Origin of the sequence: Bacteroides sp. AM32-11AC (assembly GCF_003603515.1) — a bacterium.
In the GTDB taxonomy this organism is placed as follows: Bacteria; Bacteroidota; Bacteroidia; order Bacteroidales; family Bacteroidaceae; genus Bacteroides; species Bacteroides uniformis.
Genome location: NZ_QTNH01000004.1, coordinates 225,001 through 248,369, shown reverse-complemented (window position 1 = coordinate 248,369; position 23,369 = coordinate 225,001). Strand labels below are relative to the sequence as shown.

Sequence of the window (23,369 nt, the reverse complement as noted above, 5' to 3'; positions counted from 1 at the left end):
TGTCTCTTTTATTTTTTCATTGCGAAAAATATATTGTATGAAATTTGAATAAGCTCACTGTTTCAAATCTTCCTTCAACTGCCTGATAGCCTTTTCCGCATCTCCTTCCTTCTCGTTGAGCAGCGTGACGAAGCGGCTGCCGATGATGGCACCGGATGAATGGGCGCAGGCGGCATCGAATGTCTGCTTGTTGCTGATGCCGAAGCCTACCATGCGTGGATTGCGCAGGTTCATATCCTCTATCTTCTTGAAGTAGGCTTGCTTCCGGGTGTCGAAGTCTTTCTGGGCACCGGTGGTGGCGGCACTGGACACCAGATAGATGAATCCGTCGGTGTGGGCGTCTATTTCGCGGACGCGGGCTTCGCTGGTTTCGGGGGTAATGAGCATGATGACACGGATGTCATACTTCGAGGCGATGGCTTTGTAACTCTCTTCGTAATCGCGGAAAGGGAGGTCGGGAATGATGACGCCGTCGATGCCGCATTCCACGCACTTCTGGCAGAAGGCTTCGAAGCCGAACTGCATGATGGGATTGAGGTATCCCATAAGGACAAGCGGGATGCGGACATCGCGACGGATGTCGCGCAATTGTTCGAAAAGCAGGCGGAGGGACATGCCGTTGTGCAGGGCACGGGTGGCGGCGTTCTGAATGACAATGCCGTCGGCCATGGGGTCACTGAACGGAATTCCGATTTCAATCATGCTGACTCCGTTTCTTTCGAGGGCACGGATAACGTCGGCAGTACCGTCGAGGTTGGGACAGCCTGCACAAAAGTAAATGGACAGCAGATTCTTGGGGCTGTCCTGGAAAAGTTGGTTAATGCGGTTCAACATACGATTTACAATTTTACAATTTACAATTTACGATTGAAATTACTTTATTTACGATTTATGATTTACAATTTACTATTTACGATTTTCAATTTACTATTTACGATTTACAATTTACTATTTACGATTGGAGTTACTTTATTTACGATTCTTATCAGCAAAATCTAACTTTAATCGTAAATCGTAAATCGTCAAATCGTAAATAGTATAGATTGTCAAATCGTACCTCCCTTGAGTTCTTTCAGGAAGTTTGAGATGCGTTCCACATCCTTTATTCCCGGTGCCGTCTCGAAGCGGCTGTTGATGTCGATACCTGCGAAATAGGGGTGGCGGAACTCCCGGAGGGCTTTTACGCTGTAGGGGTTGATGCCACCGCTGAGCAGGAACGGGGTGGGACCGTTGTAGCGGTGTAGGAGGTTCCAGTCGAACTGGTTGCCGGAACCGCCGTACTGTGGGGTCTTGGTGTCGAAGAGGTAATAGTCGCACAGACCATTGTAGGCAGATACGGAAAGCAGGTCCTTGGGCAGCAAGATGGAGAAAGCCTTGATGAGGTGCAGGCCTGCATTGCGCAGGGAACGGCAGTACTCGGGAGCCTCATTGCCATGCAGCTGGATGTAGTCCAGGCCGAAACGGTCGGTATACATCAGGATGTTTTCCTTACTTTCGTTGACAAAGACGCCGACACGCTTGGCGCAGGCTGGCAGATACCCGGGCATCTGGCACAGACAACGGGGAGATTTTGGGTAGAAGATGAAACCAATCATATCTACCCCTTGCAGTTCTACATTGCGGATGTTTTCTGCTTCGGTCATTCCGCATACTTTGATGAGAGGAGACATTTTATTTACGATTTACAATTTACGATTTACAATTTGGCTGCGCGATGTAACGCTGTATGAGAGACTTTTGTATTTACAATTATCAACTTTCAATTATCAACTTTCAATTACTAATTAAGAGACTGTCTTGGATGAACTCTTTCAGGGTTTCGCCCGGATTGGCTGTTTTCATGAAGGTTTCGCCGATGAGGAAACCGCGGAAGCCGGCGGCACGCAGGCGGCAGATGGTTTCGGGGTCGGAGATGCCGCTTTCGGAAACAAGGAGCGGGGATGCCGGTCCGTGGGTGGCTTCGCGCAGTTGCCGGGCTATCCGGAAGGAGTTCTCCACATCGGTGACGAAGGAGCCGAGGTTGCGGTTGTTGACACCCACCATGTCGACCTCCTTATTTATATAGGAGAGTTCCGAAGGGCTGTGGATTTCGAGCAATACCTCTAGCCCGAGTTCGTGGGCTTGGGCGGTGAGGGTGCTACACTGCTCCGGACTGAGGCAGGCGGCAATGAGCAATACGGCGTCGGCACCTACGATGCAGGCTTGCAGAAGCTGGTACTCGTCGATGATGAAGTCCTTGCGCAGAATGGGGATGCGGACGAGCGGACGGGCCGTGCGGATGTCGCGCAGCGTACCGCCGAAGAACTTCTCATCCGTCAGGATGGAGAGGGCGGCGGCGCCGGCGGCTTCGTAGGAGGCGGGTATTTCCTCTGCTTGGGCAGCCTCGTTTATCCAGCCTTTAGAGGGTGAACGGCGTTTGAACTCGGAGATGATTCCTGTAGAAGAAGCGGCAAGGGCCTGCTTCATGCTGCGGTGGTGGGCCGCATTCTCCCGGATGATGATTCCGGCCTGCTCCTGCAACTGTTCCGGAGAGACGGTCTGCTTTTGCAGTTCAATCTCTGTTTGCTTATGGGCGATGATTTCGGACAGTATATCTTTCATTGCTTTATTTATTAATCTCGATAAATTTTTTCAGTGTCGCCAGCGCCCGTCCGCTATCCAGTGATTCGCGTGCGATGGCGATGCACTCTTCAATCTCTTTCTGCGGCTCCATCACTTGGATGGCAAAGGCGGCGTTGACAATGACGCATTGCGTTTGTGCAGGTGTGGCATGCCCCGTAAGGATATTGTCGAAGATGCGGGCGGCATCTTCCTTGCATACGCCGCCGAAGAGTTCTTCGGGACGGGCATCCTTGAAGCCGAGGGCCTGCGGACGGTAGATGCGCTCATAGTTGCGGGTCATCACCTTGAACTCGTCCGTCAGGGAGATTTCGTCGTAGCTGTCGAGGCTGTTGACCACGGCAAAGTCAATGCCGAGCTTATAGAATACGTTGGTGTATAGGCGCATCTGCGAGAGGTCTGCCACACCGAGCAGCTGGTATGCCGGGCAGCATGGATTCACCAGCGGGCCGAGCAGATTGAACAAGGTGCGCACTCCCAACGTCTTGCGTACGGGACCGACAAACTTCATCGCCGGATTGAAAAGCTGGGCATGGAGGTAAGCGATGTTGCACTCCTCCATGCTGCGTTTCAGCGTGTCGGGGTTGTTGGTGAAGCGTACGCCGTGCTGCTCGATGACATTGCTGGCTCCGCTCACGGAAGTGGCTCCGTAGTTGCCGTGCTTGGCAACCTTGTAGCCGGCTCCCGCCACCACGAAGCAAGCGCAGGTGGAGATGTTGAAGGTGTTCTTTCCGTCGCCGCCCGTACCTACAATGTCGATGGGGCGATAGGGGGCGAAGTCGATGGGAAGGCGTGTCTCCATCAGTGCTTCGCGGAAACCGATAAGCTCGTCCACAGTGATGCTCCGCATCTGGAAGGCAGTGAGCAAGGCTGCTATCTGCGCCTCAGGATACATTTCCTTGGTGATGTTGAGGAGGATTTGTTTGGTTTCCTCCGACGTAAGCTCTTCGTGGTTGAAGAGACGGGTGAGTATTGCTTTCATCTTTTTATTTACGATTTGACGATTTACGATTTGACGATTGAATTTACTCTTTTTCTGAAGTGCCTCATTTGAAAAGCCAGTTTTTTACGATTGTTTTTCCGTCGGGTGTCAGTACCGATTCAGGATGGAACTGGATGCCGTGTATGTCATACTCCCGATGTTTCAGCGCCATGATTTGTCCTTCGGGGCTGATGGCGGTAACGGCCAGCGCTTCGGGAAAGTCCTCCGTATCGACCACCCAGGAGTGGTATCGTCCGACGGGAATCCTATCGGGTAAACCGCAGAAGATATAGTCTTCTTCGAGAGAAATACCTTCATAATCCTTCCCCCCTAATCCTTCATCCCTAATCCTTAATCCTTCCCCCTTCATCCTTATCTCCGTCTGTACCCCATGGAACACCTCTTCCAGATTGACCAGCTTTCCGCCGAACGCTTGTCCGATGGCTTGTTCGCCCAGACAGACACCGAGTATGGGTTTCCGTCCGGCATAGGTGCGGATGACATCCAGCAGCAGTCCGGCTTCCTCGGGGACACCGGGGCCGGGTGAGAGGATGATTTTATCGTATGGCTCCAATTCTTCGAGCCGGAATTTATCGTTGCGCAGCACATCCACTTCTGCGCCAAGCTCTTTCACCAGATGGGCAAGGTTGTAGGTGAAGGAGTCGTAATTGTCTATGATAACTGTTTTCATCTTTTGTATTTACAATCTATTTTATTTACTATTTGACGATTTACGATGTACGATTGAAGTTACTTTATTTACGATGTACGATTTGGCTGCGCAATGTACGCCGCATGGCAAATCGTACATCGTAAATCGTCAAATCGTACATAAACTCACATTTTTTCTGCCATCTCAATCGCCTTTTTCAGTGCGCCGAGCTTGTTGTTCACCTCTTGCAGCTCGTACTCGTCGTTGCTCTTGGCTACGATGCCGCCGCCTGCCTGGAACCAGAGGACACCGTTGCGGCTGACAAAAGTACGAATCGTAATCGCCTGGTTCAGCGAGCCGTTCAGTCCGATGAAACCGATGCAGCCGCCGTAGGCTCCACGGTTGTGCGGTTCCAGCTGGCTGATGAGTTGCATGGCGCGTACCTTGGGGGCGCCGCTCAGGGTACCGGCAGGGAAGGTGTCGATGAAGGCCTTGACGGGGTCGGCCTCTTCGCGGAGCGTTCCGCTGACACGGCTGACGAGGTGGATGACATGGCTGTAATACTGCATCTCCTTATAGAAATCCACCTTTACATCGTGGCAGTTGCGGGAGAGGTCGTTGCGGGCAAGGTCCACCAGCATCACGTGTTCGGCGTTCTCTTTGGGGTCGTCGTGCAGGTACCGGGCATTGAGGGCATCCTGCTCTGCATCGCCGGTGCGCTTCGTGGTTCCGGCAATGGGGTCGATATAGGCATGGCGGCCTTCGATGCGGCAATGGGTTTCGGGAGACGAGCCGAAAATGCGGAAGCCCCCGAAGTCGAAATAGAACAGATAGGGCGAAGGGTTGATACTGCGCAGGGCACGGTAGAGCTTGAAGTCATCGCCCGTGAAACGCTGCTCGAATCGGCGGGAGAGGACTATCTGGAAAACGTCGCCGCGCAGACAGTGGGCGATGCCCCGGCGGATATTCGCCTTGTGCTCCTCGTCCGTAAGCGGAGAGGTGGTGGGGCCGATGGCGCGGAAATCGTAGGCGGTGTAGTTGCGGTTATGGATGGCCTTCTGCACCTGGTCCAGTTCGCTGGTCTCGCCGGGCGCCAGCATCTCGAGGAGCAGCATCTCATTCTTGAAGTCGTTGAAGACGATGAGGTACTTATATAATATGTACAGCATGTCCGGCGCATCGTTGGTAGCTTCGCGGCTGTCCTTCACGGGGATATTCTCGAAGTAGCGGACAGCATTGAAGGAGGTGTATCCGTAGAGTCCGCAGTAATTGCTGTATTCGCCCTCCACGCGGAAGCGGCAGAGGAAATCGTTCAGTGCGTTTTCCACCCGGTATTCTTCGGTTATGGGATGCTCTTCGCGGCTGTCGTCCGGCAGGCGGAAGATAGCCGTGCCGTGGTCTATGCTGACACTTGCCAGCGGACACAGAGCGATGAACGAGCGGTTGTTCTCACTGCCATGATAGTCGGAACTCTCCATAAGTGCGCTCTGCGGAAAGATGTCGCGCACCTTCAGATACGTGCTCACCGGCGTATGCAAGTCACCGAGCATGGTGCGGCTGATTGTTTTATAATCATATTGTTTCATTGTATCTTGTATTTTATTTCATTGTATCTCGTATTTTCAAATAACTCATCACTTATAACTCATCACTTATCACTCAAATACGTCTCTATATCCTTATCCCCCCGTCCCGACACCGTCAGCACCACCACGTCCGTCGGCTTGAACCTCATCTTCTCCAGCGCACCCAGTGCGTGGGCACTTTCCAATGCGGGGATGATGCCTTCGAGCCGGGTCAGTTCGTAGGCGGCGCGGATGGCTTCATCGTCGTTGACGGCGAGGACGATGGCACGTTTCTGCTTGGCAAGGTTGGCGTGCATGGGGCCGATGCCCGGATAGTCCAGTCCGGCAGAAATGGAATAGGGCTCTTCTATCTGTCCGTCCTCGTTCTGGATGACGTAGGTGCGCGAGCCGTGGATGATGCCCATCTTGCCGAGGGCGATGGTGGCGGCTGTCATTCCCGTTTCAATGCCTTTTCCACCGGCTTCGGCGAGGACGATTTGCACGTTCGGGTCGTTGACGTAGTGATAGATGGTGCCGGCTGCATTGCTTCCTCCACCTACGCAGGCGATGAGGTAGTCGGGGCATTCGCGTCCCTCGTGTTCAAGGAGCTGCTTCCTTATTTCTTCGCTGATGACGGACTGCAGGCGTGCCACCATGTCGGGGTAGGGATGCGGGCCGACGGTGGAACCTATCACGTAGTAGGTGTCCGACGGATGGCAGCACCAGTCGCGGATGGCTTCGTTGGTGGCGTCCTTCAACGTCATATTGCCACTGGTGACGGGAACGACGGTGGCGCCGAGCATCTTCATCTTCTCCACATTGACGCGCTGGCGCTCTACGTCGGTCTTACCCATGTAGACGATGCATTCCATGTTCATCAAGGCGCAGACGGTGGCTGTGGCAACGCCGTGCTGTCCGGCTCCGGTTTCGGCGATGATGCGGCGCTTGCCCATGCGGCGTGCCAGCAACACCTGCCCGATGCTGTTGTTGATTTTGTGGGCACCGGTGTGGTTCAGGTCTTCACGCTTGAGGTAAATCCGGCAACCGTACTTCTCGGACAAGCGGTGTGCCAAGTAGAGTGGGGAAGGGCGTCCCACGTAGTCGCGCAGCAACTGGTCGTATTCACGCTTGAAGTCCTCACTTTGCAGCACCTTGAGGTAGGTGTTCTGCAACTCTTCTACACATTTGTGGAGGATTTCGGGAACGTATGCCCCGCCGAACTCTCCGTAATAACCTTCTTTGTCAACTAAGAAATTCATCATGTTATTTACTATTTGACGATTTACTATTTACTATTTCAGAAATCAAAACGCATTATTGCTTAAACGAAAAGAGCCCCGTCGCTTGGTGCGACAGGGCTCTTTTTGTTTTTTACTATATATTACATATATACATACGAGCGCTGCTCCCTTACGACTGTCGGAGTTGTAACGGGTGCCACCACCAATATGTATTTACTAACATTGTTTTCATTGACTTTTTTTGTTTTATCGGGGGCAAAGACAGTGCAAACCGAATGTATAATAAAATGAACTTGTTCATTTTTTATGCTGAGGTGCAGCCTGTCTTCGTTTTCGCGACAAATATAAGCACTTTGTTTTAACTGCCAAAATAAATATGACTTTTTTTCTGGATAAGAACATTTTTCTTGAAATATTGTTCTTATAAGTGTAGTAAAAACGAATATTCATTCAAAAAAAGAAAGGAACAAACTATGAATAGAAAACATTTAGTTGCCATAGGCGTGGTTATTGCTGTACTATTGTTATTATACTGGCTCTTTGTGGCCGAAGATATGAATGCCTGGCTGAATGTAAACTGATTTTTCGGGATTTTCGTGTGGAGTTATTCGGATAAAGATGTATCTTCGCAAAAAAACATAAACTCATGAAAGGATTAAGTTATTCATTTTTGCGTGCTATATGTGCGCTGGTTATCGGTTTGGTGCTGGTGATGTTTCCCGACCAAGCCGGTGATTACTTTGTGATTACGATAGGTGTCATTTTCCTGGTGCCTTCGCTTGTCAGCATCATAGGCTACTTTGCACAGAGCACGGAGATGCGCAGCCGCTTCCCTATCGAGGGGGTGGGCAGCCTGCTGTTTGGCTTGTGGCTGATTATCATGCCCGGTTTCTTTGCCGATTTGCTGACATTTGTATTGGGATTTATCCTGGTGATGGGAGGAGTGCAACAGATTGCCTCGCTTTCCGCTGCCCGTCGCTGGATGCCGGTACCGGGAGGTTTTTATGTGGTTCCGGTATTGATTCTGCTTGCCGGCTTGGTTGCGCTGTTCAATCCTACGGGAGTACGCTCCACGGCATTTATCATTATCGGTATCAGCAGTCTGGTCTATGCGGCTTCGGAACTGCTGAACTGGTTCAAGTTTACGCGTCGCCGCCCGAAGACACCGGATGCTTCAGTAAAGGCAGTGGACGATATTGAGGATGCACAAATTATAGAATAAAAAAACAGACCATCTGTTGAGGTTGAACAGATGGTCTGTCAGGAGTAAACGGATGGTCTGTTCATGCCACACGGACCATCCGTTTTTATTGTTTCAACCATTCATTTATCAGCTCCATCACTTGCTTCTTTTCCTCTTCGGGCAGTGTGCCGATGCGTGCCCGATGGCTTCCGCCGGGCTCTACGAATACATGGATGTTTTTCTTTCCTTTCAGCCAGGTCACTCCGGCAGCCGTCCACGGGTCGTTCTCGCCGTAGATGAATATCATTTTCGGGTCATTCTCTTTCAGGAACTTCGTGATTTTCTTGCTTAGGGTCTTGTCGAAGGGCATGTCTTTCAGCTCTTCGGGGAGCATGAGGCGGTGCAGGTAATCCTTGCTCGATTGGATGGAAAGATACTTCTTGAAAGGCTTCGTATCGTAGCCGTAATAGCCCAGTTCGCGGGCGGCCTGCACGAAGAATGAGGCTGTGGGACTGTCGGCAATGAAGTAGTCGGGATTACTGATGTCGAGCAGATGGGCAAATATCTCATCGTCCGAGGCCGTGGTGGCAGGGATGCTGCTGACGGGAGTTCCCCACTGCCAAAGGGCAAAAGAATACTCCAGCACGCAATAGTCGTATATCTCTTCAACGGGCGCACGGAACTTGAGTCCTTTTTCATTGCAATATTTCTCAAAGCGGGGGAGCAGTGCGGCTTTCCGTTTCAACACTTCCAACTGGAAGTCCTCAATCCGTTTGCGGTCCTCCGGAGTAGACACTTTCCTGAGGAAAGGCTCGTGGCGTCCGTCTTCCACCCCGTAGCAGAGCGGAGCTACATAAGGCACGGAAATATCCACGTCGTCCGGATAGAACGTGCGGTAGAGCAGGGTAGTCTGCCCGCCCTTGCTGATGCCGGTCGCAATCCATTTGCCGGGATAGATGCTTTTAAAGGCGTTGCGGACGGCGTGCAGGTCGTCTGCGGAATTCTCGGCGGTGAGGTATTGCCAGTCTTTGGGCTCAGGGGTGGATTCCAGGAAATAGCGGTATTCCACAAAAATCATGTTGGCATCGAGCAACTCTGAAAGTTCCTCGCGATACTTGGGGTTGAGGGCATAGGCAGCTCCATAGCCTTCGGTTACAATCACCGTGGGACGGTCGAAGCCGACGTGGGAGACAATCACGCGCTGGCGGAAACTGCCCTTTTCGGGACGACGGTGGTCCAACGGCTGGGTAAAATAGGTTACATACTTCTCGGAGAACCGGGTGGACTCCAACGGACGGGTTTCCGTAATAGCGGAAATCCGACCCAGTTTTTGCTGCAGATCGGTTTGTGCCGGGGCAGCAGCCGCAACGAACAGCAAGGCAAACAGCAGGAACGCTGCATAGCAGTTACGTAAATTCTTCATGATGACAGGATTGTTTTATCTGACGGGCAAAGATAGGTTATTTCCCGCTTACCGCCAACAGTTGGCATGGACGAAAAAAGAGAGAGAACTGCCTCGCGGCACCTCTCCCCCCTGCAAACTTAAAACAACCAACAAAAGAATGAGATAGGGATTAAGGATTCATCCTTCATCCTTCATTTTTCATCTTATAAACAGTAACTCGCGATATTTGGGCAACGTCCACATCTGATTGTCGACGATGAGTTCCAGCTTGTCGATGTGGTAACGGATTTCCTCCATCATCGGTACGATGTTGTCGTGGTAGGCGATGGCTTTTTCACGTTCACTCTCAATTTTGTTGGCCACTTTGCGCGCCTCGATCATGGCATCCACATGCTCCTTGATGAAGGCGGTACGGTCGGCAATCTCTTCGATGAGTTCCAGATTCTTGGCAGACAGTTTTGCAGCCTTCTCTGCGGGGAACAGGTCTTTCATCTTGTAGACGTTGTCAATCAAATCCGACTGATACTGTGTAGCTACGGGGATAATGTGGTTCATGGCCAAATCTCCGAGCACGCGGGCTTCAATCTGTATTTTCTTGGTGTACATTTCCCATTTCACCTCGTTACGGGCTTCCAGTTCCTTTTTCGTCATGACACCGATGGACTCGAACATCCGGATGCTCTCCGGTTTCAGGTAGTTGTCGAAGATGACGGGGACACTTGTCTCGCAGTCCAGACCGCGGCGGGCAGCTTCAGCTTTCCATTCGTCACTGTAACCGTTTCCATCGAAGTGGATGGGTTTACAAATCTTGATGTACTTGCGGATAACGTCGAGGATGGCGGAGATTTTCGGCTCCCCCTTTTCAATCAGTTCGTCCACATCTTTCTTGAATTCCACCAACTGCTCGGCAAGGGCGGAGTTCAGCGCAATCATGGCACTGGCGCAGTTGGCTTCGGAACCCACGGCGCGGAACTCGAAGCGGTTGCCGGTGAAGGCGAACGGGCTGGTGCGGTTGCGGTCGGTATTGTCTATCATCAGTTCCGGAATCTGCGGGATGTCCAGCTTCATGCCTTGCTTGCCGCTGAGGCTGACGAGGTCGTCCTTGGTGCTCTCTTCGATGTGTTCCAGCACCTGGCTCAACTGCTTGCCCAGGAAGGAAGAGATGATGGCCGGAGGCGCTTCGTTGGCACCCAGCCGGTGGGCGTTCGTCGCACTGGAGATGGAGGCTTTCAGCAATCCGTTGTGACGGTATACGGCCATCAGCGTATTCACTACGAAGGTGATGAAACGCAGGTTCTCTTCGGGCAGTTTGCCGGGTGCGTGGAGCAGGATACCGGTGTCCGTACCCAGCGACCAGTTATTATGCTTGCCGCTACCGTTGACACCCTTGAAGGGCTTTTCGTGCAGCAGTACGCGGAAACCGTGGTTACGTGCCACTTTACGCATCAAGGCCATGATGAGCATGTTGTGGTCTACCGCCAGGTTGCATTCCTCGAAGACGGGAGCCAGCTCGAACTGGTTGGGAGCCACTTCGTTGTGACGGGTCTTGACGGGGATGCCGAGTTTCAGCGCTTCGATTTCCAGTTCCTTCATGAAAGCGGCCACACGGCTGGGGATGGCCCCGAAGTAATGGTCTTCCAGCTGCTGGTTCTTGGCGCTGTCATGGCCCATCAGCGTGCGTCCGGTCATCAGCAGGTCGGGGCGTGCGGCGTACAACCCTTCGTCAACCAGAAAATATTCCTGCTCCCAGCCCAGATAGGCAACCACTTTCTTTACTTCCGGATTGAAATAGTGGCATACGTCGACGGCAGCCTTGTCTACGGCACGCAGGGCTTTCAGCAACGGTGCCTTGTAGTCCAGAGACTCACCGGTATAGGCGATGAAAATAGTCGGGATGCAGAGCGTGTCGTCTACGATGAATGCCGGGGAGGAGGGGTCCCATGCCGAGTAGCCACGTGCCTCGAACGTATTGCGGATACCGCCGTTCGGGAAACTGGAAGCGTCCGGTTCCTGCTGCACGAGCAGTTTGCCGGTGAATTCCTCCATCACGCCGCCTTTGCCGTCGTGTTCCACAAAAGCATCGTGCTTTTCGGCAGTACCTTCGGTCAGCGGATGAAACCAGTGCGTATAGTGGGTCGCCCCCATTTCAACCGCCCATTTCTTCATACCTGCGGCAACCTCGTCGGCTATGCTGCGGTCCAGCGGAGCTCCGTTGTCAATCACATCCGTCAGTTTGGCATACACCTTGCTCGGCAGATAGCGGAACATCTTCTCCTTGTTGAATACATACTTGGCAAAATACTCTGACGGACGTTCCGCCGGGACTGCCACTGCAACGGGTTTCTTCTTGAACGCCGTCTCTACTACTCTGAATCTCAATTTTGACATAATACCTTAGAGTTGTAATTGTTGGTTTAATAAAATATAAAATCATTATGCACCGTAGGCAGACTCGCCGTGTTCGTAAATGTCGAGTCCTTCTTCCTCCACACGTTTGGAAACGCGGAGGCCGTGGATTTTGTCGAGTCCTTTGAAGATGATGAATCCCATGCCTGCTGCCCATGCGCCTACTACGAGTGCACCGAATACCTGCGCTCCGAGAAAGCTCCAGCCTGCACCGTAAAACAGTCCCTCACTGGTGGAAAACAGTCCGGTGAGGATGGTTCCCGTGAAACCGCAGACGCCGTGTACGGAACTGGCCCCTACGGGGTCGTCAATTTTCAGTGTCCGGTCGATGAATTCCACCGAATAAATCATCAGGATGCCGCAGATGGTGCCGATGATTACCGCCCCGAAAGGAGAAACCATGTCACAACCGGCCGTGATGCCTACCAATCCGGCCAGAATGCCATTCAGTGTCAGAGACAAGGAGGGTTTGCCATATTTCATCCAGCTTACCGCCAATGCAAAGAAACCGCCTGCGCAGGCTGCCAGATTGGTGGTGAGGAATACATGCGAGATGGCCCTTGCATCGTTCGTAGTGGCTGCTGCCAACTGTGAACCGGGGTTGAAGCCGAACCATCCGAACCAAAGGATGAATACACCCAGTGCCGCAATCGTGAGGTTATGTCCCGGAATGGCTCTTGACTTGCCGTCTTTGCCGTATTTTCCGATGCGCGGGCCGAGGATGGCCGCACCTACCAGGGCAATCCAGCCGCCTACGGAGTGGACGATGGTGGAACCTGCGAAGTCATGGAAAGTTGTTCCGAATGTTTCCATCATGAAGGAACCTGCCTCACCGTTCATCAGCCAGCCGCCGCCCCAAGTCCAGTGACCGGAAACGGGATAAATCAGCACACTGATGAAGATGGTGTAAACCAGGTACATGGAGAATTTGGTACGTTCTGCCATAGCGCCGGACACGATGGTGGCAGCCGTTGCGCAGAATACAGTCTGGAATACCAGGAAACCTTCCGTGGGAAGCCCGCCTCCGTCGTAGAACGAGAGGTCGAAGAAATGGGGCATTCCTATGAATCCGCCTGCACCGAACATCAGTCCGAAACCGATGAACCAGTAGAGCAGGCTGCCAAACATGAAGTCAACGAAGTTCTTCATCAGGATATTGGCTGTATTTTTTACTCTGGTGAAACCGGCTTCGACCAGTGCAAAGCCCGGCTGCATGAAGAATACCAGCATGGCTGCAAGCAACATCCATACAGTGTTCAGTCCGTTGGTCAGTTCACTTAAAATAAGTTTATCCATAATTTCTTGTTGCTTTTAGTTGTATTGTATTTTCTTGGTTGTGGTTTGTAGCTGCCCGTTATCTTTCTTGTTCGGCATTGTAGAGTGCGATGTCGCCTCTCTCTGCTGTACGTATGCGTATGGCATCCTCAATGGGGATGACGAAGATACGTCCGTCGCCGATTTCACCGGTTTGTGCAGATTTGATGATGGCTTGTACGGTCTTTTCCGCATTCTTGTCGCGCACCACGATGGAGATAAGGATGCGCTCGATGGAACTGGTGTCGTACATGACACCACGGTAGATACGGGCTTGCCTGGATTTCCCGATGCCCCGTACATCATAATAGGAGAACCATTCGATGTCCGCTTCGAGCAGCGCGTCCTTCACGTCCTCGAACTTGGTCTTTCGGATAATAGCTTCAATCTTTTTCATACCTTAAATAATTTACGATTAGACAATTTACGATTTACCGTTCGGTGTGTGTAAATCATAGTTCTTTGCTTTTAGAAGCTTAGTCCGACTACGAAATAGGCACCTTCAGACCTTGGATTCCAGGTTGCTTTGGCAAACAACGGGAGGGAGAAGGAATCGGTGATTTTGATGTCTTTTGATACTCCCAGGCTGACGTCGCATACGGCAAATCCGTTGGCTCCATAGAAGTCCGTGGCCCAAGGGGTAGCGCCTATCTCGGCCGTCCAGTCCAGACCGCCCAGTGTGAAGGGGGCTGCCACGGAGATGTAGGATGAATAAGCACGGTCACCGTCTTTGTCAACACCGTCGTCGCCTGCAAAGTTGGTGTACCAGTTTATGGCTACGGGGCCGAAATCATAGCCGATTTGCGCTTCGAACAGATGTGAGTTGGCAGCATTGTGTGCACCGTACTGGAAGTATTTGGCTGTCACCCCATCTCCGGTCACATTGTACCAGTAGTCCGTCACCGATACGCTGAAGCCTCCGGTTGAATATCCCAGTATGAGGTCGAACTCTTTCGTGTCCGAACTCTCGATGCCTACGGAGCCCCAAGCTCCCAGAGAGAAACCTTTGTAGGCGATGGATGCGCTCGGCTGGAGGCTTACCCCTCCCAAATCCTGGCCACGCCACACGTAACCGCTTACGAGGTCGACGCCTATCGATGCTTCCACTTTATCCTGAGCCTTTGCCGTGAAAGGCATTGCCATTGATAATAGCGCCATTGCCATTATTACCCATTTTACACTTCTTGTTTTCATACCTTTTTACCTTTAAATTTAGAAAAATTCCGGATGATCAGTCCGACTCGATTATAGCAAGTACTTCACTAATTCAATTGTTTTTTATTTCAGCCACTTCCGGATGCGCTTCATGGCTTCCACGCAATCTTCGTGTTTTCCAAAGGCCGTCAGCCGGATATATCCTTCACCACTGGGGCCGAAACCTACGCCCGGCGTGCCCACTACATTGGCCTCATACAGCATTTGTTCAAAGAACCGCCAGGAGCCCGTTCCGTCAGGTGTTTTCAGCCAGATGTAAGGAGCGTTCACACCGCCGTAGACTTTCAGTCCGGCCGCTTCAAGGCCCTGCTTCATAGTGTGGGCATTGTCCATATAGTAATCTATCGTTTCCTTTATCTGCCGTTGTCCTTCCGGTGTATAGATGGCTTCCGCCGCCCGTTGGGTGATGTAGCTGGTGCCGTTGAACTTGGTGCATTGGCGGCGGTTCCAGAGCTTGTTCAACGGGATGCGTTCGCCTTCCAGCGTGGCGGCAGTGAGTTCTTTCGGCACAACGGTGTAGCCGCAGCGTACTCCCGTGAATCCGGCAGTTTTCGAGAAGCTGCGGAACTCGATGGCGCATTTCTTTGCTCCCTTTATCTCATAGATGGAGTGGGGCACGTCGTCTTCGCGGATGAAGGCTTCGTAGGCAGCATCGAACAGAATCAGCGTGTCGTTGGCGAGCGCATAATCTACCCATTTCTTCAATTCGGACTTGGTCAGAGTGGTTCCCGTCGGGTTGTTGGGATAGCAGAGGTAGACAATGTCGATTCGTTTGTCCGGAATCTCCGGGATGAAGTCGTTCTCGGCGGTACAAGGCATGTAGGTAACGTTGCTCCACTGGCCGTTTCCTTCCAATACTCCGGCACGTCCGCACATCACGTTGCTGTCTATATAGACCGGATAAATAGGGTCGGTCACGCCTACACTGTTGTCGTGGCGGAGAATGTCACCGATGTTTCCCGTGTCGCTCTTTGCTCCGTCGTTCACGAAGATTTCCGTAGGACCGAAGTGGATGCCGCGTGGAAGGTAATCGTGCTTGATGATGGCTTCTATCAAGAAGTCGTATCCTTGCTCGGGACCATATCCACGGAATGTCCGTGCGTCAGCCATCTCCTCCACTGCCTTGTGCATCGCTTCGATGCAGACTGGTGGCAGTGGCCGGGTAACGTCTCCGATACCCAGACGGATGACCTCTTGCTTGGGATGTGTTATCCTGAAAGTATTTACCTTCTTGGCTATGTCTGAAAACAGATAACTGCCCGGTAGCTTTAAAAAATGTTCGTTTACTAATGCCATAATCTTTTCTTGGTTGATAGTTGGTGGTTAGTCAATTAATTCAATTTTGCCGTCGAATACTTTGGTGGCTTCTCCCGTCGTCAGTACATGCCTGGTGGCGATGTCCCATCGGATGTTGAGTGAGCCTCCGTCCATGATGATGATGGATTCCCTTCCTGCGCGTCCGGTGAGGAAGGCTGCCACGGCGGTGGCACAAGCTCCGGTTCCGCAGGCTTGGGTGATGCCCGAGCCTCGTTCCCAGACACGCATCCTTATTTTTCCTTCTCCCAATATCTGGGCAAATTCTACATTGATGCGTCCGGGGAAGAGAGGGTGATTCTCCAGTTTGGGACCGATGACTGTAAGGTCGATGGCTTCAATATCATTGACAAAGATTACCAGATGCGGGTTTCCCATGGATACGGTGGTCCCTACATATCGTTCTCCGTCCACTTCGATGGGCTGTTCTTTCATCGGTTTGGCTCCTTTGCCGTCGTAATCTGCCGGTTCGTCGGCAGGTATGCCCATGTCTACGGTTACAGAGTTGACCTTTCCGTCTGCCAAGTGCAGGTTTAGCATCCTTATACCTGACAGTGTATCGAGTGTGATTTCTGTTTTGGAGGTCAGTCCGTAGTCAAAAAGATATTTTCCGATGCAGCGGCTTGCGTTGCCGCACATCCGGGCTTCCGAGCCGTCGGCATTGAATATCCGCATGCTGAAATCGGCCTTGTCCGAAGAACCGATAAGTACCAGACCGTCACTTCCAATTCCCGTATGCGGTGCACTCCATGCCCTCGCAAGCTCTTCCGGATGGCTGATAGGATATTGGGTCGTATCTACATAAATGTAGTCGTTTCCGGCACCGTGCATCTTGGTGAATTTTATAGCTCTTGTCATTTTGTCCTTTATTGGTTGGTTAGTATGTCCTTTTGTTCTATTTCGATGCAAATATACGACGTTTTGTTTTATAATTAACTGTAAAGCATATCTATTTTCTATTATTTTTTAGCGAAACTTTCATTCAATGAGAATATCTACTGTCAGGCTTTCAATTTAAAAGCATATGGCTTTGTTTTTATATAAATTGTAATCCATGTGAAAGTTTAGTTTGATTCAAAATAAGAAAAAAGATTTTTTATAAGACTAATTGCTATCTTTTTGAAAACAAAAAACCGCTCCATTGCGGACATAATGAAGCGGTTTGTTTGGTTTTTGTTTCTAAATGTATAAGGAGCGGCTATTTTTTCTTTAAAATTTCTTCCAGCACTACCGGTTCATTGGTTGTGATGAAATCTACTCCTTGGCTGATGAGCCATTCCATGTCTTTGGCTTCGTTTACGGTCCAGGCGTTTACTTTCATGCCGAGGTCGTGGCATTCCTTTATCCATTCGGGATGTTTTTGGAAGACACTGAAGTGATAGTCGGGACCGGCACAACCCCATGCTTTCAGCTCCTTGGGGGTAAGGTCACCGGTCAGGTAGTAGACGGGGGTGCCTTTGGGTGCCAGACGGATAAACTCCTTGGTGGCATGTTGGGAGAAGGTGATATATTCCGTACGGTCCTCCAGCCCTTTGTCCTTTATCATTTTTACGATACCCTCTACGGCTCGTGTTTCCTGTTCGGGAGTCTTGTGGGCTTTCAGTTCGAGGATAAGGCGGGTTTTCAGGCTTTTTGCCTTGTCCAGATACTGTTGCAGGGTAGGGAGTTGTTCGCCGTTGTCCAGTTGTACGGCGGTGCATACCTTGGCTGTGGCATCTTGCATAGTCACGCCTTTAAAGGTGGCGTCATGATTGACAACCAGCTGATTGTCTGTGGTGAGCCAAACGTCGAACTCGGAGCCGTAGCAGTGGATAGAATCAGCCTTTACAAGTGCGGCAAGGGAGTTCTGGGCCGAGCCGTCCGTAGTCCAGAAACCACGGTGGGCAATGACTTCCTGGGCCTGGATAGTGCCGCATGCAGCAAAGAGCAGGGCAGAAGCAAAAAATAGTTTTTTCAGATTCATAATGATTAGGGTGTTTTGTTTTGAACGCAAAGATAAGTATTATATTTCTTTTATTAAATCTAACCCCTGAGTAATTTCAGTATGTACTTTCCGGGCATCACGATGCGGGCTTTCAGTTGGGGTGAGCTGTTCAACTCATATAGGATTTTCCAGATTTTCCCTCCCAGTTTTCCAAAATCTGTCAGTCTCAGGATGGCATTCAAATCGTGGATGTCGGTTACTTTCTGCCTTGCCAGCTCTTCCATCAGGCCTTGGTAATTATGCGTCTGTCTGTTGAGCGTGTACTCCGGTGGAGTCAGAAGAATCTCCTCCTTCCTTCTTCCCGTCTCCCCTTGGGGAGATAGAGAGGGGGTTTCTTTATTCTCTTTATTTAGTTTATTTGCTAAAGCGCTGCTTGTCTTGGCATCCCTGATTCTCTGCTGGTTAACCAGTCCACCGCGACGTCCGGCCTCCTTTTTAGCTTCTTGTTGGGCGTCCCATGGCTCCATGCGGCGGCTTAGTCCGGGGGATGAGAAGCTTGTCTCGTTCACCTCGAACAGTGCATAGTCATAGATGATTCGCTTCAGTGTGGCGGTTGTCACCCTTGCTTTTTGTGCCAGTATGGGAATCACTTTCAGGCTGGCTTTATATTCGTTCTGCAATCTGAGGAATTCGAGCACTGTCCAGTAAATGCCATATCCTTTCATACCTTCTTCTTGTATCATAATCATTAATTTTAAGTTGCTGCCGGCATTGGCATCATGTAGTAAATAAGCCTCCATAGCTTTTGATATTGGTGTTTTTTTGTTAGTTTACTATCGGTCTCCATTCCATAAAGTTCTCAATCAGAAAAGTCCGCCAGCCTTGTTGTTCCGCGTCCCAATAGGCTACGTGAGCTTTAATGCTTGTTATGTCATGTTTCTTTTTGAAGTCGCTTTCGTAGGAAACAAGGGTTCCTCTTCCCATGTAGAAGCTGCCGTCCTGCTTTCGGTAGGCTATCAATGCATATCCGTATCGCATGTATTCCAATAGGGAATTTATGCGTTGTGCCATCCATTGTACAGACTCCATGCTCAATGTCGTGTTTTCCGTAATCCGTTTTTCCCATAGCTTTTTTGCTTTTTCTGTTTTGGATACAAATTTCTCCTCAAATTCAGTTTTTTCTTTTCCCATTTTTTATGTTTTTAGGGTTAGTAAATGTATGATAATCAGCAATGAAAAAGGGCTACTCCTTTCAGTACGGATGGCTACGCTCTTGCCTTGTTGAGGCTACACCATCCGACAAGAAAGGTGTAGCCCTTCTGTCCGGTTGCTGACGGCGGCAAAATTACTGCCTTTCCAGGTACTGAACTATCAGTGATTTATCCTTACATCATATCCGTATGGGTCAATCAGTGTGGTGTCTTCCTGTTTTATGATGGCCCATACCTTCTCCAATTCGGTGATTATCGTACTGTAAGTCAAAGGCTTTTGCTCTCCTCTGGCTCTCTTTGTGAAGTTTTCGGATGCTACGAGCAGTTTGGCTATATCCGTTATTTTTCTAATTTTTGTGCCTTCAAAATAGCCTGATTTAAAGGCTCTTAAGTAACCTACATAAACATGGGTCTGGTCTCCGTAGTAAACCCGTTCTGACAATAACTTTTCATCCACTATGGAACTGTGTTCTTTTACTTTTGTTGCTCTTAGTTTCTGTGTATCAGATTGATACGACATGCTTCTCTGTTCGTTACTGTTGAGATGCTTCTTTTTTTGAGTTCTTTCATTTGTGTAATTCTTCGTTCGTTTAACTGTTTTTTATTCTGGTTAAAAAATGCGAAAGTATAAAAAGTGAGGGAGAAATAAGGGAATTTTGGAGGGAAATGTGAAGGGCGAGTTGTAAATAGTTGATATATAAGATGATATGCTGTTTTAAAAACGTACGTTTAATGAACGCAAAGATAGAGACGTTTTTTGTAATGGCAAAATGTTTGATAGAAAAATGTTCCTAATAATAAATAATGATAAGTATATTACATTGAATTTCAGCAGTATATGCAATATATGTAATCAGTTAAAATCTTCTTATTTTTAGCTCTTTGAGTATGTCTTGTATAAGTTCGAAATAGGTGTTTTTTAAACGTACGATTAAAAAACGCTTTTTTGTTTCTAATACGTTCGTTTATAGTCTCTTACCAAAAGGTAATGAACAACCGCAGAGAATCTGTTGACAAGAAGGGCATAGTGCTTGTCAAACTTCCCATAAAATGCTCGCAAGTGATTGAACTACAGTTCTGTAATAGTAGTTCAAAGCCCCCAAGGAATACCTTTTTCTAAGTAAAATTAACAAGAATAGAAATGGATAAAGAGACCGAAGTTTGGTTTGCCATGCGTGCTACATACCGCAGGGAGCTTGAAGCTATGCATCTTCTCGAAAAGGCAAATCTTGGCTGTTTCATTCCCATGCAATATAAGATAAGTATCCGTAGGGGCAGGAAAGTCCGTGCTTTGGTTCCTGTCATCCGTAATCTGGTTTTTGTCCACGCACGTCCTTCCGAAGTGCAGCGATTTAAGTCTCAAATTACTTATTTGCAATATATTACTGATACCCGTAGCGGCCAGAAAATAATCATTCCCGACCATGATATGCAGCGTTTCATAGCCGTCGCCGGTACCTATAATGACCATCTTCTCTATTTCCAACCCGAAGAACTGAATCTCTCCAAAGGTACGAAAGTCCGTATCACCGGTGGCGACTTCGAGGGCCAAGAAGGTGTTTTTCTAAAGGTAAAAGGTGCCCGTGATCGTCGTGTAGTAATTGCGATACAAGGTATCATTGCCGTTGCTATGGCGACCATCCATCCAGACCTCATCGAAGTAATCCGCTAGTCTTTAATTGTTAATTTATAATTTTTAATTAATCATGTCTCTTTTAGAAGAAGCACTCCTCCTTCAGCGTGCTGCGCACGATCTGATGTATTTGGGTATGGACGGGAGTCCTATCTATAGTGATGACTTGTCCCGTCGTAACAGCGAAGTCTATCGCTTGACCACAACTTTGTATAATTCCAGTATCTGGGGCACTACGGTGGAGGAGCAGGCAAATGTCTGTCTTGCTCTCTTGAAAGGGTATAGTGCCTCGTTCATTGACCATGGTGAAAAACAGCAGCATGTGCAGGAGGTATTGAAGCGTTGCTGGGATATTTTGGATGTTCTGCCTGCTTCATTGCTGAAACTTCGTTTGCTTACTGCTTGCTATGGGGAGGTGTTTGATGAGGCTTTGGCGGATGAGGCTCGCGGAATCATTGCTTCCTGGAGTGCTGCATCACTGACTGCCGAGCAGCAGGAAGCTGTTGGCGAGTTTCAGAATGTGGTGGATAATCCTTATCCATGGGAGGAAATGGAATAAAAATGTATAAATAGAATTTCTCTTTGAAGAAAAAACGTATATTTGCATATAGCTTCTAAAAAAGAGAAATGAGATGGAACAGATGCGTAAACTGCCGATTGGTATACAGACGTTTGAAAAGCTGCGTGAAGAAAATTATCTTTATGTAGACAAAACAGCAATGGTCTATAAGATAGCATCCAATTCCACTCCCTATTTTTTGAGCCGTCCTCGCCGTTTCGGTAAGAGTTTGCTTATATCTACCTTCGAAGCTTACTTTCAAGGACGTAAAGATTTGTTTCACGGACTTGCCATCGAAAAACTGGAAACCCAGTGGGAGGAATATCCTGTATTACATCTGGACTTAAATGCCCGTAAATATGAAATAGCCGGAGATTTGATAGCCATGCTTAATCAATATCTGGAAAAGTGGGAATTGAAATATGGTGCAGAAAAGCAGGAGCGTAGTCCCGAAGAGCGCTTTGCCTATGTGATAGAGCAGGCGTATGCCCAGACGGGTAAGCAAGTGGTAGTGTTGATTGATGAATATGATAAGCCTTTGCTTCAAGCTCTTTCGGATGAAAAGCTAACGGAAGAATATCGTCGGATATTGAAAGCCTTTTATGGGGTACTGAAAAGTGCCGACCGTTATCTCCGCTTTGTTTTTTTGACGGGTGTGACGAAGTTTGCGCAGATTAGCGTGTTTAGTGATTTAAATCAGTTGCAGGACATCAGTACATGGCCCGACTATTCTTCTTTATGTGGTATTACTAAGGAAGAACTGCTCACAACGTTTACTCCGGAGATAGAACGTTTGGGTGTTTCCAATGGGATGGACTTCGATACAACTTTGGAGCGGATGACGAAGCTGTATGACGGTTATCATTTTTACCCTCATTGTGAAGGGGTTTTTAATCCTTTCAGTGTGTTGAATGCATGCAAGTCGAAGATTTTGGATAATTTCTGGTTTCAGACCGGTACTCCTACCTATTTGGTAAATTTATTGAAAGAGAGTGATTATGATTTGCGCCTTCTGATTGAGGGAGTTGAAGTGACGGCTTCCGCCTTTTTTGAGTATCGTGCGGAAGTAAAGAATCCGCTTCCCATGATTTATCAGAGTGGTTATCTGACCATCAAAGACTACGATAGGGATGTTTTATTGTACACTTTGGGTTTTCCCAATGATGAGGTACGCTATGGTTTCTTGAATTTCTTGGTTCCTTATTATACAGGAGTGACTGATGATGAAACCGGTTTCCACATAGCCAAGTTTATGCGTGAACTCCGTTCCGGTGATGTGGATGCATTCATGGAACGCCTGCAAGTATTCTTTGCAGGCATTCCCTACGAACTGAGCAACAATACCGAACGCCACTATCAGGCCATCTTTTATGTCGTCTTCACTTTGCTGGGTCAATTCGTACAGGCGGAAGTGCGCAGTGCGCGTGGTCGTGCCGATGCCGTGGTGCAGACAAAAGATGCCGTTTACGTCTTTGAGTTCAAGCTGAACGGCAGTGCCGAAGATGCCTTGAAGCAAATTGATGAGAGAGGTTATCTGATTCCTTATGTGCTGGATGGCAGGCGGCTGGTGAAAGTGGGGGTGAACTTCAGCAAGGAGACACGGAATGTGGAGAGGTATATTGTGGAATAACTCTTTAGCACTCATGCCTCGGCAAACTTCCTTTCCTATGAACGATGGGAATCCAAACTAATAATACTTAAAACTCAAGTCCTTTTTTGATATTCTTTATGTAAGCAGTCAAAAAATGGCTATTGATTGCTTTCCTTGCGGAAAAATGTTTTGAGATGGTTCATTATGCAGAACCGGGTAAAAAGCCCGGGTGGGGTTATTTCCCTTCTGAAAGCCATCCGGAGGTAGTAACCAATTTTGAAGGCACTAGAGCCACTCCTGAATTTCTGCAGGCTATTGCCTATGAAGTTTATGTGAAGAATGTGACTTTCGGTCTTCTTCGTCAATAGCTGACAGATATGGGCATGACCGTTTCTAAAAACACATTGTGCAACTGGCTTAAGAAAGGCAAGAAATACCTGGATGAATTGGTCTGTGTATTGAAGTCCATAGCTTTGGAAAAAGACTCGATTGTGAATTGCGATGAGACCTGGTGTAAAGTGCGTAAATATGATCACTATAAGAAGTGCTACATTT

22 protein-coding genes and 1 pseudogene are annotated in these 23,369 nt (G+C 49.2%); 5 read left to right on the top strand and 18 right to left on the bottom strand.

Features of this window, described 5'->3' with window-relative positions; genetic code table 11:
- Nucleotides 1-54: 54 nt before the first annotated feature.
- The 7 genes from trpA to trpB all read right to left on the bottom strand — a co-directional run bounded on the left by trpA (nucleotide 55) and on the right by trpB (nucleotide 7,077).
- Nucleotides 55-834, bottom strand: coding sequence for a tryptophan synthase subunit alpha (gene trpA, locus DW800_RS06205; protein ID WP_117652637.1), 780 nt, complete (start codon nucleotides 832-834; stop codon nucleotides 55-57).
- 212 nt (nucleotides 835-1,046) lie between these two features.
- Nucleotides 1,047-1,670 carry a phosphoribosylanthranilate isomerase gene (locus tag DW800_RS06200; protein WP_057089591.1) on the bottom strand — a complete coding sequence of 208 codons (624 nt, stop codon included), beginning with the start codon at nucleotides 1,668-1,670 and terminating at the stop codon, nucleotides 1,047-1,049.
- 103 nt (nucleotides 1,671-1,773) lie between these two features.
- Nucleotides 1,774-2,601, bottom strand: coding sequence for an indole-3-glycerol phosphate synthase TrpC (gene trpC / locus DW800_RS06195; RefSeq protein ID WP_119957907.1), 828 nt, complete (start codon nucleotides 2,599-2,601; stop codon nucleotides 1,774-1,776).
- A 4-nt stretch (nucleotides 2,602-2,605) separates the two neighbouring features.
- Nucleotides 2,606-3,601, bottom strand: coding sequence for an anthranilate phosphoribosyltransferase (gene trpD / locus DW800_RS06190; RefSeq protein ID WP_005827521.1), 996 nt, complete (start codon nucleotides 3,599-3,601; stop codon nucleotides 2,606-2,608).
- A gap of 64 nt (nucleotides 3,602-3,665) precedes the next feature.
- The gene (locus DW800_RS06185) at nucleotides 3,666-4,292 is read right to left on the bottom strand and encodes an anthranilate synthase component II (RefSeq protein ID WP_022401209.1); all 627 of its coding nucleotides are present in this window, start codon (nucleotides 4,290-4,292) and stop codon (nucleotides 3,666-3,668) included.
- A gap of 146 nt (nucleotides 4,293-4,438) precedes the next feature.
- Nucleotides 4,439-5,839: an anthranilate synthase component I family protein gene (locus tag DW800_RS06180; protein ID WP_016273891.1), complete on the bottom strand. Its 1,401-nt coding sequence runs from the start codon at nucleotides 5,837-5,839 to the stop codon at nucleotides 4,439-4,441.
- Nucleotides 5,840-5,901: 62 nt separating this feature from the next.
- Nucleotides 5,902-7,077, bottom strand: coding sequence for a tryptophan synthase subunit beta (gene trpB, locus DW800_RS06175; RefSeq protein ID WP_207814323.1), 1,176 nt, complete (start codon nucleotides 7,075-7,077; stop codon nucleotides 5,902-5,904).
- 628 nt (nucleotides 7,078-7,705) lie between these two features.
- On the opposite strand from trpB, the gene DW800_RS06165 reads away from it, so the two are divergent.
- Nucleotides 7,706-8,281 (top strand): HdeD family acid-resistance protein, encoded by a 576-nt coding sequence (locus DW800_RS06165; protein ID WP_057256468.1) that lies wholly within the window; start codon nucleotides 7,706-7,708, stop codon nucleotides 8,279-8,281.
- 85 nt (nucleotides 8,282-8,366) lie between these two features.
- Here the strand turns inward: DW800_RS06165 and DW800_RS06160 are convergent, their stop codons facing one another.
- The 11 genes from DW800_RS06160 to DW800_RS06110 all read right to left on the bottom strand — a co-directional run bounded on the left by DW800_RS06160 (nucleotide 8,367) and on the right by DW800_RS06110 (nucleotide 19,551).
- A complete protein-coding gene (locus DW800_RS06160) occupies nucleotides 8,367-9,665 on the bottom strand; it encodes a S28 family serine protease (RefSeq protein WP_119957905.1) in 1,299 nt (432 codons plus the stop codon).
- A gap of 180 nt (nucleotides 9,666-9,845) precedes the next feature.
- Complete coding sequence (locus DW800_RS06155) at nucleotides 9,846-12,035, bottom strand: glutamine synthetase III (protein WP_117652645.1); 2,190 nt, start codon at nucleotides 12,033-12,035, stop codon at nucleotides 9,846-9,848.
- 45 nt (nucleotides 12,036-12,080) lie between these two features.
- Nucleotides 12,081-13,349 carry an ammonium transporter gene (locus tag DW800_RS06150; protein ID WP_035448679.1) on the bottom strand — a complete coding sequence of 423 codons (1,269 nt, stop codon included), beginning with the start codon at nucleotides 13,347-13,349 and terminating at the stop codon, nucleotides 12,081-12,083.
- Nucleotides 13,350-13,407: 58 nt separating this feature from the next.
- A complete protein-coding gene (locus DW800_RS06145) occupies nucleotides 13,408-13,764 on the bottom strand; it encodes a P-II family nitrogen regulator (RefSeq protein WP_005827548.1) in 357 nt (118 codons plus the stop codon).
- Nucleotides 13,765-13,835: 71 nt separating this feature from the next.
- Nucleotides 13,836-14,561: a hypothetical protein gene (locus DW800_RS06140; protein WP_119957904.1), complete on the bottom strand. Its 726-nt coding sequence runs from the start codon at nucleotides 14,559-14,561 to the stop codon at nucleotides 13,836-13,838.
- An 84-nt stretch (nucleotides 14,562-14,645) separates the two neighbouring features.
- On the bottom strand, nucleotides 14,646-15,878 hold the full coding sequence (locus tag DW800_RS06135) for an LL-diaminopimelate aminotransferase (RefSeq protein ID WP_119957903.1): 1,233 nt from the start codon (nucleotides 15,876-15,878) through the stop codon (nucleotides 14,646-14,648).
- A gap of 27 nt (nucleotides 15,879-15,905) precedes the next feature.
- Nucleotides 15,906-16,754: a diaminopimelate epimerase gene (dapF, locus tag DW800_RS06130; protein WP_119957902.1), complete on the bottom strand. Its 849-nt coding sequence runs from the start codon at nucleotides 16,752-16,754 to the stop codon at nucleotides 15,906-15,908.
- A gap of 340 nt (nucleotides 16,755-17,094) precedes the next feature.
- Complete coding sequence (locus DW800_RS06125) at nucleotides 17,095-17,859, bottom strand: glycerophosphodiester phosphodiesterase family protein (protein ID WP_005837303.1); 765 nt, start codon at nucleotides 17,857-17,859, stop codon at nucleotides 17,095-17,097.
- 59 nt (nucleotides 17,860-17,918) lie between these two features.
- On the bottom strand, nucleotides 17,919-18,620 hold the full coding sequence (locus DW800_RS06120) for a Lin1244/Lin1753 domain-containing protein (RefSeq protein WP_005837302.1): 702 nt from the start codon (nucleotides 18,618-18,620) through the stop codon (nucleotides 17,919-17,921).
- 25 nt (nucleotides 18,621-18,645) lie between these two features.
- Nucleotides 18,646-19,011 carry an SH3 beta-barrel fold-containing protein gene (locus DW800_RS06115; RefSeq protein ID WP_119957901.1) on the bottom strand — a complete coding sequence of 122 codons (366 nt, stop codon included), beginning with the start codon at nucleotides 19,009-19,011 and terminating at the stop codon, nucleotides 18,646-18,648.
- A gap of 180 nt (nucleotides 19,012-19,191) precedes the next feature.
- Nucleotides 19,192-19,551 carry a hypothetical protein gene (locus tag DW800_RS06110; protein WP_119957900.1) on the bottom strand — a complete coding sequence of 120 codons (360 nt, stop codon included), beginning with the start codon at nucleotides 19,549-19,551 and terminating at the stop codon, nucleotides 19,192-19,194.
- Between the two features lie 615 nt (nucleotides 19,552-20,166).
- Between DW800_RS06110 and DW800_RS06105 the strand changes: the two genes are divergently transcribed.
- From DW800_RS06105 to DW800_RS19910, 4 genes and pseudogenes are all read left to right on the top strand, one after another.
- Nucleotides 20,167-20,703, top strand: a complete 537-nt coding sequence (locus DW800_RS06105) for a UpxY family transcription antiterminator (RefSeq protein WP_057256474.1) — start codon at nucleotides 20,167-20,169, stop codon at nucleotides 20,701-20,703.
- Nucleotides 20,704-20,737: 34 nt separating this feature from the next.
- Entirely contained in the window at nucleotides 20,738-21,223 is a 486-nt protein-coding gene (locus tag DW800_RS06100) for a UpxZ family transcription anti-terminator antagonist (protein WP_117589604.1), read from the top strand.
- A gap of 73 nt (nucleotides 21,224-21,296) precedes the next feature.
- Nucleotides 21,297-22,853 carry an ATP-binding protein gene (locus DW800_RS06095; RefSeq protein WP_119957899.1) on the top strand — a complete coding sequence of 519 codons (1,557 nt, stop codon included), beginning with the start codon at nucleotides 21,297-21,299 and terminating at the stop codon, nucleotides 22,851-22,853.
- 131 nt (nucleotides 22,854-22,984) lie between these two features.
- Nucleotides 22,985-23,369 (top strand): annotated as a pseudogene (locus tag DW800_RS19910) (IS66 family transposase); the annotation flags it as partial.